The organism is Agrobacterium sp. MS2 (assembly GCF_003261015.1).
Lineage (GTDB): Bacteria > Pseudomonadota > Alphaproteobacteria > Rhizobiales > Rhizobiaceae > Agrobacterium > Agrobacterium pusense.
On sequence record NZ_QLNF01000064.1, the window covers coordinates 241,684 to 255,857 of the forward strand.

Sequence of the window (14,174 nt, forward strand, 5' to 3'; positions counted from 1 at the left end):
TCCGCTTCGCCGTGCTTGATGGCAATGACGTCAGCCTTTTCGCCCCACCGGTTGGGGATCCGCGTCGCACCCTTGCTGCCGAGCGGCTGAAGCGCCTCTCGGAAGTAGGCGCAATCAACGCGCAGGACTGGAACGCCTCGCTTGGCGACGAGCAGCTCGACTGGCTGCGGGCGGTTCTGCAAAAGGCGGATGCGGCGGGCGAAAGAGTCATCGTGCTGTGCCACTACCCTGTCTATCCGGAAAACGCCCATAACATGTGGGACGCGCCGCGCATCCTTGATCTTCTCAACGCCCATCCTTGCGCCATCGCATGGTTCAACGGCCATAACCATGAAGGCAATTACGGCGTATCGGGCAATACACATTTCGTGAATTTCAAGGGCATGGTCGACACGCCCGACCAGAACACCTTCGCCATCGCCGATGTCTTTGCCGACCGAATCGCCATTCGCGGTTTCGGGCGGGAGGAGGATCGCCTCTTACGGCTGTGAGTAAGGGATGGCCGGCTGGTTGCTCTGCCAGCCGGCCATCCACAATTGCCGCAGCTTCTCGCCTTCGAGCTTGAAGAAGCTGCCGGTCGCCTGGCAGCTCTGCACCCGGTCCGAGCGGAAATTGCGGATCGCCTGCCGCAGCTCGCACCAGGCGACAATATTCACGGTTTCGGAATAGTAGATCACCGCGATTGGCCGAACCCGCCGCCGCGTTTCCGCGCCGGCTTCATCGCGATAGATGATTTCCAGCGTCTCCTCGTCGCGCACCGCACGCCTGACCGTCGAGAGATCAAGTCCTGCCGGTGCCGGCGCGATGCTGCCCCAGGCGTGGAGGGCATTGGCGGAAAGGGTCTTTGACAGCGGTTCGGGCAGAGACGCGGCAATCTTGTCGCTCGCCTTCTTCGCGGCCCGGCGCAATTCCATATCGCCGGTGCGGTCGACCATGGCGAGCGCCAGCACGATTGCCTCGGTTTCCTCGATGGAAAACATCAGTGGCGGCAGGTTGAAACCGGGCCGGAGAATATACCCCACGCCGCGTTCCCCTGCGATGGGCACACGCATGGTCTGAAGCGCTGCCATATCGCGATAGACCGAGCGCACTGTTATCTCCAGCATGTCGGCAATCGTCTGCGCGGTCACCGGGCGGCGCGCCAGCCGCAAAATCTGGATGATCTCGAACAGTCTTGAGGCCTTGCGCATTGCCGTCTTCCCGATGGATTTTCCCACGCAACTGACACAACGCTGTCAGTTGGCGTTCCCTATAAACGGAAAAATACATTGAGAAACATGGGGTTTCTCGAATGCACCTCTATCCGGTATGAAAGATACTGACATGACTTATGCCGAAAATCTCTGGCTTTTCTTTGTTGTCCTGTTCGGCATCATCATCCTGCCGGGCATGGACATGCTCTTCGTGCTGGCAAGCGCGCTGACAGGTGGCAGGAGAACCGGCCTTTCCGCCGCCGTCGGCATGAGCGCCGGCGGCATCGTGCATTCGCTGTATGGCGCGCTGGGTGTCGGCATGCTTGCCGCATGGATGCCGTCGCTGTTCCTGCCGCTGCTTGTCGTCGGCGCGGCTTACATGGTCTGGATCGGAATCGGCCTGGTGCGCAGTGCGATTGTCGTGAACGGCGATGAGGCTGAGGCAAGCGCTTCGGTGAAAAAGGCATTCTGGCGGGCGGTGTTGACCTGCCTGTCAAACCCGAAGGCCTACCTGTTCATGATGGCCGTCTACCCACAGTTTCTCAAACCCGCCTATGGGCCGATCTGGATGCAGGGGCTGGTGATGGGTGCGATGGTGGCGGTAACGCAGTTCACCGTTTATGGCGCGCTGGCGCTGACGGCGGATAGAAGCCGCGCATGGCTCGTTTCCTCTCCCGCGGCTACGATCGTCATCGGCCGCATCGCCGGTTTCATGCTGATCGCCGCAGCACTTCTCACATTGTGGGAAGCCTTGTCTTAGGCTTCTGTTTTCACGATGGAATTCACCGCAATGTGACTTCTTTTCGCCATGTGGAAAGGGCATCCTCGCGGCGTTCCATCAAGCGTCCGGCGCCCGCCGGAATCAAGGAGAGAGTGTATGAAACTGAAAACAATCGCAGCGGCCACGCTGTTCGGCTGTCTTTGCGCCGGAGCGGTCTATGCTGCCGGCGAAGTCGAAAAACGTGAAGGCATGATGAAGCAGATCGGTGGCTCCATGGGAGCGCTCGCCGCCATCTCCAAGGGCCAGAAGCCTTTCGACGCCGAAGCCGTCAAGGCCGCCGTGACGACCATCAGCACCAATGCCAAGGCTTTCCCCGACCAGTTCCCCGCCGGCACCGAGACCGGCAGCGCGGCAGCGCCCGCGATCTGGGAAAACTTCGAGGACTTCAAGGCCAAGTCCGCCAAGCTCGGCGCAGATGCGGATAAGATTCTCGCCAATCTCCCCACCGATCAGGCGGGTGTAACCACCGCCATGCAGACGTTGGGCGCCGATTGCGGCACCTGCCACCAGACCTATCGCCTGAAGAAATAATCGAACGAGTTTGAAACGCCGCTCCCGGGCGGCGTTTTTCCGTCACGAATGACACCTGACCTTGTCAGGGGAGAATGGGGAGAGGGGCATGTCTTCCATTTGGACGAAGCTTGTGGGCGGGATCGTGGTCGCGGCCGTTGCGGGCTACGGGATTTTCGCATGGGTGACCGCGCCGCAGCGCCAGGCGCCCAGCCATTGGGTGAGCCTCGGTGAGCCTGATCTCGCCAATGGCGAGACGCTGTTCTGGGCGGGCGGCTGCGCAAGCTGTCATGCCGCGCCGGATGCTAAGGGTGAAGCGCTGTTGACGCTTTCAGGCGGGCAGGCACTGAAAAGCCCCTTCGGCACCTTTCATGTTCCAAATATTTCGTCTGATCCGCAGCACGGCATCGGCGGCTGGACGCTGGCGGAATTTGGCGATGCCATGACGCGCGGTGTGGGAAAGAACGGCGAACATCTCTACCCCTCCTTCCCCTATGCCTCTTATGCCCGGATGACGCAGAAAGACATCAATGACCTCTTCGGTTATCTGAAGGCCCTGCCGGCGAGCCAGAACGATGCGCCCGACCACGATCTGCCGTTCCCCTTCAACATGCGCATGGCGCTCGGCGGCTGGAAGTTCCTGTATTTCGACCCTTCGGCACCGCCGCGCGTCGAGCTGGCCAATGCCAATGCCGAACTTCTGCGTGGCCAATATCTGGTGGAAGGTCCGGGCCATTGCGGCGAATGCCACACGCCGCGCAATGCGCTCGGTGGCTTCCTGAAGGGCAAGTGGCTGGCCGGCGGCCCCAATCCGGAAGGCGAAGGCCGCATTCCGGACATTACCCCCGGCTCGCAAAGCATCGGAAGCTGGGCCGAGGCCGATATTTCGAGCTATCTCGAAACCGGCTTCACCCCGGAATTCGACAGTGTCGGCGGTTCCATGGTGAAGGTGCAGCAGAACATGGCGCATCTGACAGCCGAGGACCGCGACGCGATCGCCGCTTATCTGAAGGCGATCCCGGCGCGCTGAGGGTCCCGTTGGCATGCGTGCCCATTGACTCCCGTCCCCACGCGGCGGATAACAACCCTGTGATGGTTCCTTCCGGGCGTTCCGGAAGGTGAAAAGGGAACACGATAGGGAGAAATCCTCATTCGTGGCTGCCCCCGCAACTGTGAGCGGAGAGCCTGAAACGAAATGCCACTGGCAGACCCTTCGACCGAACCGGCGTTTCCGGTTGAGGCGAGGTGATGCCGGGAAGGTGTTTCAGGTTTTGACCCGTAAGCCAGGAGACCTGCCATCACGGAAATGTCCATGCCGGCGGGGTGTCCGGAAGAGCGGAATGTCAGGGTGGCAAGATCGATGCCCCCTGTGTCAGTCTCGTATCCCCGTGGTGAAGTGTATCGCAGGCGGTCGCATGGTTTTGCCGTTCGACCGCATCCAGAGGCGCGGGGTCGCGCCGGAGAGGGGTCACCATGTCCATCCACCAGAATACGGCCAATTCAGCCGTTTCAGCAAAAACGGGCAGCTTCGCGCAATCGCTGACGGCGATCGTGCTTGGCCTGTTCGTTGTCGGTTTTGTCGGTTTCTCGCATGTGGAAGCCGTTCACAATGCCGCTCATGACACGCGTCATGCCAATGCCTTCCCCTGCCATTGAGGGGAATGTCATGTCGTCTTTTCGCAATATCGTCTTTACCGCCGTTCTCGTCGGCATCCTCGGCGGCTTAGCCGTTTCAGCCATGCAGGCCTTCGGCACTACGCCGCTCATCCTTCAGGCAGAGACCTATGAGGGCGCGGGCGGTGAAGCTGCCCACAGCCACGAGGCCACGGCGCCCGGTGCTGTGGTTCCCGCCCACGAGCACAATGAAGAGGCCTGGACTCCGGCCGATGGTTTCGAACGCACTGCCTATACGGTTGCCGCCAATGTCCTGACCGCGATCGGTTATGCGCTGGTGCTGACCGGACTGATTTCGCTGCGCGGCACCAATGGCGGCTGGCGTGAGGGGCTTTTGTGGGGCGTTGCCGGATTTGTCGCCGTCATGCTCGCCCCGATGATCGGCCTGCCGCCGGAACTGCCGGGCAGCCCCGCCGCAGCACTTGAGGCACGGCAGATCTGGTGGCTCGCAACCGTTGCCGCAACAGCCGGCGGCATCGCGCTGATCGCCTTCCGTCGCGAACCCTGGGCCATCGTCCTTGCGCTGGTGCTGATCGTCGCGCCGCATGTGGTGGGTGCGCCCCTGCCGCCGGAAGGCGAACATGCACTGGCGCCGCTGCCGCTGGAGCGTCAGTTCATCGTCGCCGCTACGGTTACAAGCTTCGTCTTCTGGGCTTTGCTCGGAACATTGAGCACGTTTTTCCTCAAGCGCTTCCAGTCGGCCTAAGTCATGGAGGACGCAGCGGATTGGAGTGAGGAACTCGATGCGCTGCGTTTTGCAGTTCCCGGTCACGGCGCTTACTGCGCCGTGCATCGTCTCGCCTTCAAGGCGGTACTGGGCCCGAGCCCGGCGGATGAGGCGGCTCTTGCCTTTTTCCAACACCATCAGGCCGCCTTTGTGGCGGCGGCACTCGCCAAGATCAAACGTGCAAATTTACCCGCCGGCCGCAGCCTGCATCTGAACAGCCGCGATATTCGCCGGGCGATTGCCGGGGAGGGCGGCGATCACACAGCACGTGTGTGCCGGGTGCTGGATCAGCGATAATCATCGCTGTTCTCACCTCCGTCATCCCGGCCCTGAGCCGAAATCCATCCAGCCCAAGTCCTTGGGCTGAAAGAAGTCATCTCGCCGCGCAGATGCGCGTCGGCTGGATTCCGGCTCAAGGCCGGAATGACGGGGAGTAGGGGAGTGCAAACAACCGAGGCGGCTATGCCTCAGCGATGCTCCGCCGCAAAAACCTGAAGTTCGGCCTCGGCTTCCGGACCAAAGAGGCCGAGGCTTTTCAGAATTTCCACCGCGAAACTGACTGGCGCGCTGCCGGCCGCGGTAATGATGCCGCCATCGTTGACCGCTTTCGGCTGGTCGCGGTAAAGCGTCTCGCCGCCATAGGCCGAATAGGCCCTGTGCGAAGCCAGCGAATTGCCGGTATGGGCAACGGCGTTCAGAACGCCCGTGCCTGCCAGCGCACTTGCCGCCGCGCAGATGCCGGCCACCAGTCGGTTCTTCTCGCGAAAGCGGCGCACCAGTTCGCCGAGATCGGCAGCTGTTCCCTTTTCCCAGCTCAGGCCTCCGGGAATAACCAGCGCATCGATGTCAACGGCATCGAGCGCGTCATAGGATGTATCCGGCGTCACCTTCAGCCCGCCCATCGAGGTTACCGGCCGTCCGTCCGGCGTGGCATAGACGATCTCGACACCGAGATAGCTGCGCGCCGCGGCGGCAAGCAGCGCCGGCTCCCAGTCAGCAAAATCCTGGGCGAGCGCAATGGCGATCCGTGTCATGGTCGTCTCCGTGTTTTTTAATCAGGCGATGGACTGCATATAGCGCATGCCGGTCACCGGGCGAGGCGCGAAATCCATGTTTTCGTAGAAACGATGCGCCGCCACATTGCCGGTCGTGGCACTGACGGAAAGATAGTCGCAGCCGAGACGCTTGGCGATATCGCGGGCCCGGGAAACCAGATGCTGGCCGGTGCCATGGCCACGATGGCCGTCGCGCACGAAGAGATGATGGAGTTCGAGCCCGCGGCGGCCCTCTTGCGCCCTGTAGAGCGGCAGAAGCAGGGCGTAACCGATCAACGCGCCATCGGCCTCGGCCACGAGACCGTGCACCCAGGGCAGCGGGCCGAACAGGTCGCGCTCCAGTTTCGCCGGCGTGATCGCCGCCGCATCGCCGTGGTAGGAGGCCAGCAGCGTGATCATCTCGTTGAGTTCGGGCAGATCCGTCTTGCGCGCGCCACGGATGATGACGACGGGCGGTCTTTCCAGTGTCAGGGAGCTATCTTCGGTCATTTTTCGGTCCTTTGGTCTTATCGGTGCCGTCAGGACGTTTGAAAACAACAAAGCCGCCTGACGGCGGCTTGTTGACAATATGATCTGTCGAGCCGCCCTTAGAGGAAGGCCCAAAAATACGAGCAGGAGATGGGTGCGCGTTCGTTGATCATGGAAAATGAAATGCGCCCGAATCCGCCGTCTGTCAAGCGGCTCAATTCGCAAATCGCGCAATTGCCGACAGGATTGCGTCTTCCATGCCCGCATCGCCCGTCGAATGGCCAGCGCCATCGATGGTAACAAGCTCGCTTCCCGGCCACGCCTCGGCAAGTTCGAAAGCGGTGACGGGCGGCCCCTGCAAGTCGCGCATGCCCTGAATGAGTATCCCGGGAATACCGGCGAGGTCTCCGGCATTGCGCAGAAGCGCGCCATCATCCAGCCAGGCCGCATGGTGGAAATAATGGGCGCAGAGGCGGGCGCGGGCGAGAATATACGCGCTGTCGCGCCATTTCTCCGGAAAGGCCGAAATGCCCTCCGCGCTGATCGAGCGCGCCTCCCACAGGTGCCACTCTAAGGCGGCCTTTGCGCGCACGGCGGGATCGGGATCATTCAGAAGCCGGCGATAGGCGCCGACCGGATATTGCCTGGACATGTCATCGGGGATCGCGGCGATGAAACGCTGCCACTGCTGCGGCAGAAACATTGCCAGCCCCTTGTACAGCCAGTCGATTTCCCTCTGCCGGGTGGTGGTGACGCCGGCCAGAACCATGCAGCGAACATGGTCTGCATGGCGCTGTGCGTAAGCGAGGGCCAGCGTGGAGCCCCATGAACTGCCGTAGATCAGCCAGTCTTCCACCGCGAGGGCACAGCGAATGGCCTCCATGTCATCGATCAGATGATGCGTGGTGTTATGCTCAAGACTATCAGCGGCGTTTGGCGTGCTTTGACCGCAGCCGCGCTGGTCGAACTGGACGATGCGGAAAATGGCGGGATCGAAATAGCGTCGCGCTGTCGATGACAATCCTGAACCAGGTCCTCCATGCAGCAGGATCGCAGGCCGCCCCGCCGGATTGCCGGCAATCGTCACGTGCAGCCGATGGCCCTCGGAAACATCAAGGAAAATCGTGTCTGATGGCGTGATTTCAGGGAAGAGCTCGGCCATCTGACGTCCTTTTTTCAGGCGGGCAAGAGGCGATTATCGGGTACAGGTGACATTCGAATGTCAGCCTCTTCTCGGCTCAATGCTCCCCCTCGCACATGCCGTGATCGGAAAGCGCGCGGATGACATAACAGTCCTCGATGGAATGGCCGTGGCAATGGGAGACGATCCGCTCCAGCTCGTGTTCCAGCTTCTTCAGGCTGGCGATTTTTTCCCGCACATCGGCAAGATGTTCGGCGGCGATGCGGTCTGCACCCTCGCACGGCATTTCCCGGTGCTGGCTGAGCGCGATCAACTCGCGAATGGCGTCTATGTTCAGGCCGAGATCGCGCGCGTGGCGGATGAAGGCCAGCCGTTCGAGATCGGATTTTTCGTAGCGGCGTTGGTTGCCCTCCGAACGATCCGCCTCGCGGATGAGGCCCATCTGCTCGTAATAGCGGATCGTCGGCACCTTGACGCCGGTGCGTTTGGACAGTTCACCGATGGACAGCATGGCTTTCTCCATATCTCCAGTCTCTAGAGATATGGCTTTTCGGCCCGTCGTTCAATGGGGTCAGGCGGCGTCCTCCACGCCGAGTGCCTGGGCAAGCGCCTTCAGAACCTGCGATTCGAGGCTTGCCATATCGGGCTGTGTGGAGGCGGCCACATCAGCGTTGACGCCGGTTGCGGCGGAGGCACCGCTATCCATGTTCCAGAGGGCCGCAGCCAGGCTCGCGGAAGCGCTGGCGAGCGGTGCCACGGACGTGGCGACATTGCCGGCCACCGAAATGGCGCGATGGGCCGCCCGCGTCAGCTCCTGCAAAGCCTCGGTGGTGGACTGTGTCTCCCTGCTCCGCGCCGGCTCGATGCTCCGGGCAGGAGAGGTGAAATTGATGCTGCTGGTTGCTGCAATAGTCGTCATGACTGAGTCCCCTAAGTTCTGATGGGTGTTTTTTAATGCCCGAAACATTCGCGAGGATTGCGTCTCACACGACTTGCGCAAAAAACATGGGAAATATACTATACCCCCCTATAGTATATGAGGTCGGCCATGTCCCATACCATCCGCAACAAGGAAAAGCTTCTCGCCCGCATCCGCCGCCTGAAAGGGCAGATGGAAGCGGTCGAACGTGCGCTCGATGATGCCAAGCCCTGCGGCGAGGTGCTGCAGCTGCTCGCTTCGGTACGCGGCGCGCTTTCGGGCCTGACGGGGGAGGTAATGCAGGAGCATCTGCACGAGCACGTGGTGCATGCCGAAAATGAAGACGAACGGGCGCGGGCGGCGGAAGAGCTGGCCCAGGTGCTAAAGACCTACATCCGGTAAAACCGACAGGATTAAGCGACATGACGACGACATCCGAATACCGCGCAGCAGCCGGTCACGACCATGTTTTCCTTGGCCAGAACCACGAGCGCAATGAAAGGCGCGTCTGGATGGTCATCGCGCTGACCGCGGCGATGATGGTGGCGGAAATCGTCGCCGGTCACTGGTACGGCTCCATGGCGCTAACGGCGGATGGCTGGCACATGTCCACCCATGCGGGCGCGATGCTGATTTCGGCACTCGCTTATCTCTATGCCCGCCGCGAGGCCCGCAACCCACGCTTCACCTTCGGCACCGGCAAGTTCGGCGATCTCGCGGGTTTTGCCAGCGCCATCGTGCTGGCGGTGGTGGCGTTGCTGATTGCCGTGGAAAGCGGGATGCGCCTCGTCAGTCCCGTCGAGATCGATTTCAACCAGGCCATCCTCGTCGCCATCATCGGCCTTGCCGTCAATCTTCTCAGCGCCGTGCTTTTGAAGGATGACCATCACCACGATCATGGCCACGGCCACGGTCATGCCCACGGCTCACATGCCCACCACGGGCACGGCAGCCACGCCCACCATGATCACGGGTCCCATGCCGAGCACCATGCCGGGCACGGGGCAAAGGGCGGCCGGGACAATAATTTGCGCGCTGCCTATCTGCATGTGCTGGCGGATGCGCTGACCTCGGTTCTGGCAATCGTCGCGCTGCTGCTCGGCAAGTGGAACGGCTGGTCGTTCCTTGATCCGTTGATGGGTATCGTTGGCGGTCTGGTGATTGCCCGCTGGTCATGGGGCCTGATCCGCTCCACGGCGACAACCCTGCTTGACGCGCTGCCGCCGGCTGAGGATCTGCCGCAGGAAATCCGTGAAAGCGTGGAGACGGAAGAGGATCGCATTACCGATCTGCATGTCTGGCAGGTGGGGCCGGGGCATCACGCCGCCATCGTGGCGATCCTTTCGCAGGCGCCCAAAGCACCGGCATTTTATAAGCAGAAACTTGCCGCCATACATGAACTCTCGCATGTGACGGTGGAAGTCAGCCCCGCAAGAGGCTGATTGGAATCGCCTATTCGGTATATTCCGAATAGGCGCTGCGTACCCATTCAGCCTGCGCTTCCGCCTTGTCCTCGGCGGACGCGGTGGCCGCATCCTGATAGGCCGGCGCGCTGCCGTTGCCGACGGCCCATAGAACATTGGCCAGCGACTGGGAAAGAATGGTGCTGGAAACGGTGGGGTTGCCGGGGCCGCGTTTTACCGCCTGCTCCTCCGGCGCGCTTTGGGCGCTGCCAGCTTTTTCGATGTCGCGGATGCGACCTTGATAGTTATATCCGCCAATATTGCTTTCGATCTGCATGTCGGTGATTCCGCGTTCAAAAGTTAACGAATGGTTAACGGCGGCGACTTGTCCGAAACTTGCGCTTGCTGCGCTGCAGCGACTGTCGAGGGTTGACAGCCGGCGAAGTAGTGCTTCGTTTTGGCATAGTGAAGACGGGGCAGGAGGCAATTGCGAGCTTTGTGCCTCGCGGCATTGCAGTCCGGTTTAAATTTCTGGCGCCGTGAATACCTCACTCCCGTCATTCCGGCCTTGAGCCGGAATCCAGCCGACGCGCGTCTGCGCGGCGAGAGAGTCCTTTCAGCCCAAGGACCTGGGCTGGCTGGATACCGGCTCAAGGCCGGTATGACGGAAAGAGGAAATCTCGCGGACGCGGCCAATCCGTCCGGTACCGGATTACGCCGTTTCCTTCTCCACCGACATAACCGTTTCCTGGAGCTTTTCCGGCTCCTCCGCCTTCACCTCCGCCTCAACCTCCTGCGGTGCGGGCGTCACCATCGCAGCCACCAGCGTATCAAGCCCGATGCTGCCGACCGGCTTACCGTCCTCGTCCACCACATGGGCCTGCGTCTCGTTGGCTTCCGACATGTCGCGGGCGATGGTTTCGAGCGTTGCGGTCTCGGGGACCGGCATGCCCTCTGGCTTGCTCTCCAGCGGCTCCATGACAGTGTTTGCCTGCAACACGCGGCCACGATTGACATCGCGCACGAAGTCGGTGACGTAACCATCGGCCGGCGAAAGGATGATGCTCTGGCCGTCGCCCTGTTGCACCACTTCGCCGTCTTTGAGGATGGCGATATGGTCGCCAAGCCGCAAAGCCTCGTCGAGATCATGGGTGATGAATACAACGGTCTTCTTCAGCTCCTGTTGCAGATCGAGCAGCATGGTCTGCATATCCACACGGATGAGCGGATCGAGCGCCGAATAGGCCTCATCCATCAGGAGAATATCGGCGTCATTGGCAAGCGCCCGGGCAAGGCCGACGCGCTGCTGCATGCCGCCGGAAAGCTGGTTCGGATAATAATCCTCGTAACCGGCAAGGCCGACACGCTCCAGCCAGTAACGGCCCTTTTCCTCGCTTTGCTTGCGCGGTACGCCCTGGATATCGAGGCCGTAGACGCTGTTTTCGAGTACCGTGCGATGCGGCAGAAGGCCGAATTTCTGGAACACCATCGCCGTCTTGTGGCGGCGGAATTGCCTGAGCGCCGAGGCGCTCATGCCGCAGATATCCTCGCCGTCATAAAGAACTTCGCCGGCGGTCGGGTCGATCAGCCGGTTGATGTGGCGGATCAGTGTCGATTTGCCGGAGCCTGACAGCCCCATGACGACGGTGATCTTGCCGCCCGGCATGGTGATGTTGATGTTGTTGAGGCCGAGAACGTGGTTGTGCCGGTCGTTCAGCTCGACCTTGTCCATGCCCTTACGCACCGCTTCGAGGTACTTCTCGGGATGCTTGCCGAAGATCTTGTAAAGATTCCTGATTTCGATGCTTTTAGCCATGGGAGACCTCGCGGTATTTCTGCAGACGCTTGCCGAAAGCCTGGCTCGCCCGGTCGAACATGATGGCGATGGCGACCAGAGCGAAACCGTTCAGGAAGCCCACCGTGAAGAACTGGTTGTTGATGGCCTGCAGCACATTCTTGCCAAGCCCGCCGACACCGACCATGGAGGCGACGACGACCATGGCGAGCGCCATCATGATGGTCTGGTTGATGCCCGTCATGATGGTCGGCAGCGCCAGCGGCAGCTGCACGTTGAACAGCTTCTGACCGTTGGAGGAGCCGAAGGCGTCTGCCGCCTCAAGCACTTCGCGATCAACGAGGCGGATGCCGAGGCTGGTCAGGCGAATGACGGGTGGAATGGCATAGATCACCACTGCTATCAGGCCCGGAACCTTGCCGATGCCGAAAATCACCACCACGGGGATGAGATAAACGAAACTTGGCAGGGTCTGCATCACGTCGAGCACGGGATTGATGAGGCGTTGCAGGCGTTCGGAACGACCCATCAGAATGCCGAGCGGCAGGCCGATGACGATGGCGATCAGGGTAGCGATGGCGACGATGGAGAGCGTCGTCATGGCATCGCGCCAGAGGCCGACCGCGCCGATCATCAGCAGGGAAATGGCGGTGCCGCCTGTGATCTTGAAGCTGCGTCCGGCCAGATGCACGATGGCGAGAATGACCAGCATGGTGATGATCCACGGCGTCTGGATGAACAGACGCTCCGAGGAATTGAGGAAAAGCTGCAGCGGGTGAACGACGACGTCGATCGCATCGCCGTAATTGCGCACGATATCGCGAAACCCGTCATCGATGGTTTTGCGAGCCACGCGCATGGTGGAGTTGTCGATTGCCGGGAACTTGCAGAGCAGGTCCGGCAGGTAGGTGCAGAGGGCCATTATTGTTGTTTTCCCTTTGGGTTGTTGGGGAATGGTGCGGCGGAGGTTGGTGCGTGCGGGCACCCCCCTCTGTCCTGCCGGACATCTCCCCCTCAAGGGGGGAGATCGGCAGGGCGCACCCTTTCCAAAATCTCAACGTAAGCGACAGGCGAGACCTCCGCCGCAGGTCGATCTCCCCCCTTGAGGGGGAGATGCCCGGCAGGGCAGAGGGGGGTAAGCGGCTTGCGCCAACCCCGCCTCCCGTCACATCGAAGCCTTGATCTTCTCAGCCACCTCGGGCGAAACCCACTTCGTCCAGAGTTCCTCATGGTTCTCGAGGAAATACTCGGCCCCATCTTCATTGGTGCCCTGATTTTCATCCATCCACGCCAGAACCTTGGCAACGGTGTCGTTGTCCCACTGCCGCTTGCGGATGTAGTCAATGGAAGGGCCCGCCTTTTCGGCGAAATCCTTGGTCACGACGGTGAAGACCTCGGCCACCGGATAGGCATTTGGCTTGGGATCGGCGCAATCGGGCTTGGCGATGCAATTGTCGTAAGCCGCCCGGTCAAGCGGAACGCCATCGTCCAGCTTCACCATATCGTATTTGCCGAGAATGGCCGTCGGAGCCCAATAATAGCCGAGCCAGCCCTGCTTCTTTTCGTAGGCATTGGAAATAGAGCCATCCAGACCGGCCGCGGAGCCGGTATCGATCAATGCAAAGCCCTTTTCATCAGCCTTGCGGGCCTTGAACAGGTTGGCGGTGGTTGGCTGGCAGCCCCAGCCGGGCGGGCAGCCGAACACGGCGCCCTTGCTGGCGTCTTCAGGTGCGGGAAACAGTTCGGGATGTTTCAGCGCATCCTCGACGGTCTTGATGTCTGGATGTTCGTCGGCGAGATATTTCGGAATCCACCAGCCTTCAACGCCGCCTTCGCTCAGGATTTTGACTTCCTGAATGAGATTGCCGCTCTTGACGGCTTCCTCGTAGGGGGTGCCAAGTGTGTTCACCCACATTTCGGGCGCCATGTCGGGCTGGCCCTTTTCATTCATGGAGGTGAAAGTGGGGGTGGTGTCGCCGCTGACGACATTGACCGTGCAGTCATAGCCGTTTTCCATGATGAACTTGTCGACGTAGGCCGCGACACCGGCGGATGCCCAGTTCATTTCGGCGATGGTGATGCTGCCGCAGCTGTCTGCGGCATTGGCGGAAGATGCTGCACCGGCAGCGATGGTAAAGCCCGTTACGAGAATGGTCGAGGCCAGGAGTTTCTTCATGAGGAGACCTCCAAGTCTGATGCAGTGTTTTCATTTGGCAAAGCGGGAGCACTGCAAAGCCCGGATTGCCAAGGGCGAACTGACATGGCGCGTGGAGATGCCGAAAATCCGGCGAGAGAATATCCGCAGAACAAGCCGCGAGATTGCCGCGGAAACTGCGGCGAAAAGGCGCATGAATATGTCAATGCCGTGCATAATACGGCCAAAAAGTGATAATGCAACGCGGCAATGCGCAGGGCAGCCATTCAGGTGATCTATGGAGCGATTTTCCTGTTCGGTTAATACATGGCATGTATTTCATTATTCAGTAGAAAATATCGACTATACAGTAG

19 protein-coding genes and 1 riboswitch are annotated in these 14,174 nt (G+C 60.8%); of the genes, 9 read left to right on the top strand and 10 right to left on the bottom strand.

Translation table 11 applies throughout. From position 1 onward, the window contains the following. The coding region (locus DOU54_RS28260; protein ID WP_502695976.1) for a metallophosphoesterase family protein at positions 1–491 on the top strand (491 nt) is incomplete at its 5' end. Here DOU54_RS28260 and DOU54_RS18245 read toward each other — a convergent pair. Beyond that, complete coding sequence (locus tag DOU54_RS18245) at positions 480–1,190, bottom strand: helix-turn-helix transcriptional regulator (protein ID WP_006700044.1); 711 nt, start codon at positions 1,188–1,190, stop codon at positions 480–482. The genes DOU54_RS28260 and DOU54_RS18245 overlap by 12 nt on opposite strands. A gap of 133 nt (positions 1,191–1,323) precedes the next feature. On the opposite strand from DOU54_RS18245, the gene DOU54_RS18250 reads away from it, so the two are divergent. The 6 genes from DOU54_RS18250 to DOU54_RS18275 all read left to right on the top strand — a co-directional run bounded on the left by DOU54_RS18250 (position 1,324) and on the right by DOU54_RS18275 (position 5,182). Further along, positions 1,324–1,953, top strand: coding sequence for a LysE family translocator (locus DOU54_RS18250; protein WP_048902793.1), 630 nt, complete (start codon positions 1,324–1,326; stop codon positions 1,951–1,953). Positions 1,954–2,070: 117 nt separating this feature from the next. Then, a complete protein-coding gene (locus DOU54_RS18255) occupies positions 2,071–2,505 on the top strand; it encodes a c-type cytochrome (RefSeq protein ID WP_006700046.1) in 435 nt (144 codons plus the stop codon). Positions 2,506–2,593: 88 nt separating this feature from the next. Continuing rightward, positions 2,594–3,514 carry a c-type cytochrome gene (locus DOU54_RS18260; protein WP_004440571.1) on the top strand — a complete coding sequence of 307 codons (921 nt, stop codon included), beginning with the start codon at positions 2,594–2,596 and terminating at the stop codon, positions 3,512–3,514. A 46-nt stretch (positions 3,515–3,560) separates the two neighbouring features. Continuing rightward, a riboswitch (cobalamin riboswitch) is annotated at positions 3,561–3,798 on the top strand. 159 nt (positions 3,799–3,957) lie between these two features. Beyond that, on the top strand, positions 3,958–4,140 hold the full coding sequence (locus DOU54_RS18265) for a CbtB domain-containing protein (protein ID WP_004440573.1): 183 nt from the start codon (positions 3,958–3,960) through the stop codon (positions 4,138–4,140). 10 nt (positions 4,141–4,150) lie between these two features. Next, a complete protein-coding gene (locus DOU54_RS18270; RefSeq protein ID WP_072494153.1) occupies positions 4,151–4,864 on the top strand; it encodes a CbtA family protein in 714 nt (237 codons plus the stop codon). A 3-nt stretch (positions 4,865–4,867) separates the two neighbouring features. Then, a complete protein-coding gene (locus tag DOU54_RS18275) occupies positions 4,868–5,182 on the top strand; it encodes a hypothetical protein (protein WP_037091650.1) in 315 nt (104 codons plus the stop codon). 170 nt (positions 5,183–5,352) lie between these two features. Here the strand turns inward: DOU54_RS18275 and DOU54_RS18280 are convergent, their stop codons facing one another. The 5 genes from DOU54_RS18280 to DOU54_RS27525 form a co-directional block, all read right to left on the bottom strand. Then, the gene (locus DOU54_RS18280; RefSeq protein WP_004440580.1) at positions 5,353–5,919 is read right to left on the bottom strand and encodes a type 1 glutamine amidotransferase family protein; all 567 of its coding nucleotides are present in this window, start codon (positions 5,917–5,919) and stop codon (positions 5,353–5,355) included. A 21-nt stretch (positions 5,920–5,940) separates the two neighbouring features. Further along, positions 5,941–6,429: a GNAT family N-acetyltransferase gene (locus DOU54_RS18285; RefSeq protein WP_003509304.1), complete on the bottom strand. Its 489-nt coding sequence runs from the start codon at positions 6,427–6,429 to the stop codon at positions 5,941–5,943. Between the two features lie 193 nt (positions 6,430–6,622). Beyond that, the gene (gene pip / locus DOU54_RS18290; RefSeq protein WP_113382177.1) at positions 6,623–7,570 is read right to left on the bottom strand and encodes a prolyl aminopeptidase; all 948 of its coding nucleotides are present in this window, start codon (positions 7,568–7,570) and stop codon (positions 6,623–6,625) included. A 76-nt stretch (positions 7,571–7,646) separates the two neighbouring features. Beyond that, positions 7,647–8,060, bottom strand: coding sequence for a MerR family transcriptional regulator (locus DOU54_RS18295; protein ID WP_004440587.1), 414 nt, complete (start codon positions 8,058–8,060; stop codon positions 7,647–7,649). Between the two features lie 60 nt (positions 8,061–8,120). Next, positions 8,121–8,468, bottom strand: a complete 348-nt coding sequence (locus DOU54_RS27525) for a hypothetical protein (RefSeq protein WP_004440589.1) — start codon at positions 8,466–8,468, stop codon at positions 8,121–8,123. A gap of 129 nt (positions 8,469–8,597) precedes the next feature. On the opposite strand from DOU54_RS27525, the gene dmeR reads away from it, so the two are divergent. Beyond that, on the top strand, positions 8,598–8,870 hold the full coding sequence (gene dmeR / locus DOU54_RS18305) for a Ni(II)/Co(II)-sensing transcriptional repressor DmeR (RefSeq protein ID WP_003509296.1): 273 nt from the start codon (positions 8,598–8,600) through the stop codon (positions 8,868–8,870). Between the two features lie 20 nt (positions 8,871–8,890). Beyond that, positions 8,891–9,910 (top strand): CDF family Co(II)/Ni(II) efflux transporter DmeF, encoded by a 1,020-nt coding sequence (gene dmeF / locus DOU54_RS18310; RefSeq protein WP_006700051.1) that lies wholly within the window; start codon positions 8,891–8,893, stop codon positions 9,908–9,910. A 10-nt stretch (positions 9,911–9,920) separates the two neighbouring features. Here dmeF and DOU54_RS18315 read toward each other — a convergent pair whose 3' ends face one another. From DOU54_RS18315 to DOU54_RS18335, 4 genes are all read right to left on the bottom strand, one after another. Beyond that, the gene (locus tag DOU54_RS18315; protein WP_112765574.1) at positions 9,921–10,208 is read right to left on the bottom strand and encodes a hypothetical protein; all 288 of its coding nucleotides are present in this window, start codon (positions 10,206–10,208) and stop codon (positions 9,921–9,923) included. A 375-nt stretch (positions 10,209–10,583) separates the two neighbouring features. After that, positions 10,584–11,687 carry a quaternary amine ABC transporter ATP-binding protein gene (locus DOU54_RS18320; protein WP_004440598.1) on the bottom strand — a complete coding sequence of 368 codons (1,104 nt, stop codon included), beginning with the start codon at positions 11,685–11,687 and terminating at the stop codon, positions 10,584–10,586. Next, positions 11,680–12,588: an ABC transporter permease gene (locus DOU54_RS18325; RefSeq protein WP_004440601.1), complete on the bottom strand. Its 909-nt coding sequence runs from the start codon at positions 12,586–12,588 to the stop codon at positions 11,680–11,682. Before DOU54_RS18325 ends, DOU54_RS18320 begins: the two co-directional genes overlap by 8 nt. Before the next feature lie 243 nt (positions 12,589–12,831). Continuing rightward, a complete protein-coding gene (locus DOU54_RS18335; RefSeq protein WP_045532485.1) occupies positions 12,832–13,842 on the bottom strand; it encodes an ABC transporter substrate-binding protein in 1,011 nt (336 codons plus the stop codon). Positions 13,843–14,174: the final 332 nt, after the last annotated feature.

Excerpts from the sequence above, each read along its gene's own strand:
- DOU54_RS18285 (WP_003509304.1), bottom strand. The coding sequence starts at position 6,429 with ATGACCGAAGATAGCTCCCTGACACTGGAAAGACCGCCCGTCGTCATC.
- DOU54_RS18320 (WP_004440598.1), bottom strand. The coding sequence starts at position 11,687 with ATGGCTAAAAGCATCGAAATCAGGAATCTTTACAAGATCTTCGGCAAG.
- DOU54_RS18325 (WP_004440601.1), bottom strand. The coding sequence starts at position 12,588 with ATGGCCCTCTGCACCTACCTGCCGGACCTGCTCTGCAAGTTCCCGGCA.
- DOU54_RS18295 (WP_004440587.1), bottom strand. The coding sequence starts at position 8,060 with ATGCTGTCCATCGGTGAACTGTCCAAACGCACCGGCGTCAAGGTGCCG.
- DOU54_RS18265 (WP_004440573.1), top strand. The coding sequence starts at position 3,958 with ATGTCCATCCACCAGAATACGGCCAATTCAGCCGTTTCAGCAAAAACG.
- pip (WP_113382177.1), bottom strand. The coding sequence starts at position 7,570 with ATGGCCGAGCTCTTCCCTGAAATCACGCCATCAGACACGATTTTCCTT.
- dmeR (WP_003509296.1), top strand. The coding sequence starts at position 8,598 with ATGTCCCATACCATCCGCAACAAGGAAAAGCTTCTCGCCCGCATCCGC.
- DOU54_RS18260 (WP_004440571.1), top strand. The coding sequence starts at position 2,594 with ATGTCTTCCATTTGGACGAAGCTTGTGGGCGGGATCGTGGTCGCGGCC.
- DOU54_RS18335 (WP_045532485.1), bottom strand. The coding sequence starts at position 13,842 with ATGAAGAAACTCCTGGCCTCGACCATTCTCGTAACGGGCTTTACCATC.
- DOU54_RS18250 (WP_048902793.1), top strand. The coding sequence starts at position 1,324 with ATGACTTATGCCGAAAATCTCTGGCTTTTCTTTGTTGTCCTGTTCGGC.
- dmeF (WP_006700051.1), top strand. The coding sequence starts at position 8,891 with ATGACGACGACATCCGAATACCGCGCAGCAGCCGGTCACGACCATGTT.
- DOU54_RS18280 (WP_004440580.1), bottom strand. The coding sequence starts at position 5,919 with ATGACACGGATCGCCATTGCGCTCGCCCAGGATTTTGCTGACTGGGAG.
- DOU54_RS18275 (WP_037091650.1), top strand. The coding sequence starts at position 4,868 with ATGGAGGACGCAGCGGATTGGAGTGAGGAACTCGATGCGCTGCGTTTT.
- DOU54_RS27525 (WP_004440589.1), bottom strand. The coding sequence starts at position 8,468 with ATGACGACTATTGCAGCAACCAGCAGCATCAATTTCACCTCTCCTGCC.
- DOU54_RS18315 (WP_112765574.1), bottom strand. The coding sequence starts at position 10,208 with ATGCAGATCGAAAGCAATATTGGCGGATATAACTATCAAGGTCGCATC.
- DOU54_RS18245 (WP_006700044.1), bottom strand. The coding sequence starts at position 1,190 with ATGCGCAAGGCCTCAAGACTGTTCGAGATCATCCAGATTTTGCGGCTG.
- DOU54_RS18270 (WP_072494153.1), top strand. The coding sequence starts at position 4,151 with ATGTCGTCTTTTCGCAATATCGTCTTTACCGCCGTTCTCGTCGGCATC.
- DOU54_RS18255 (WP_006700046.1), top strand. The coding sequence starts at position 2,071 with ATGAAACTGAAAACAATCGCAGCGGCCACGCTGTTCGGCTGTCTTTGC.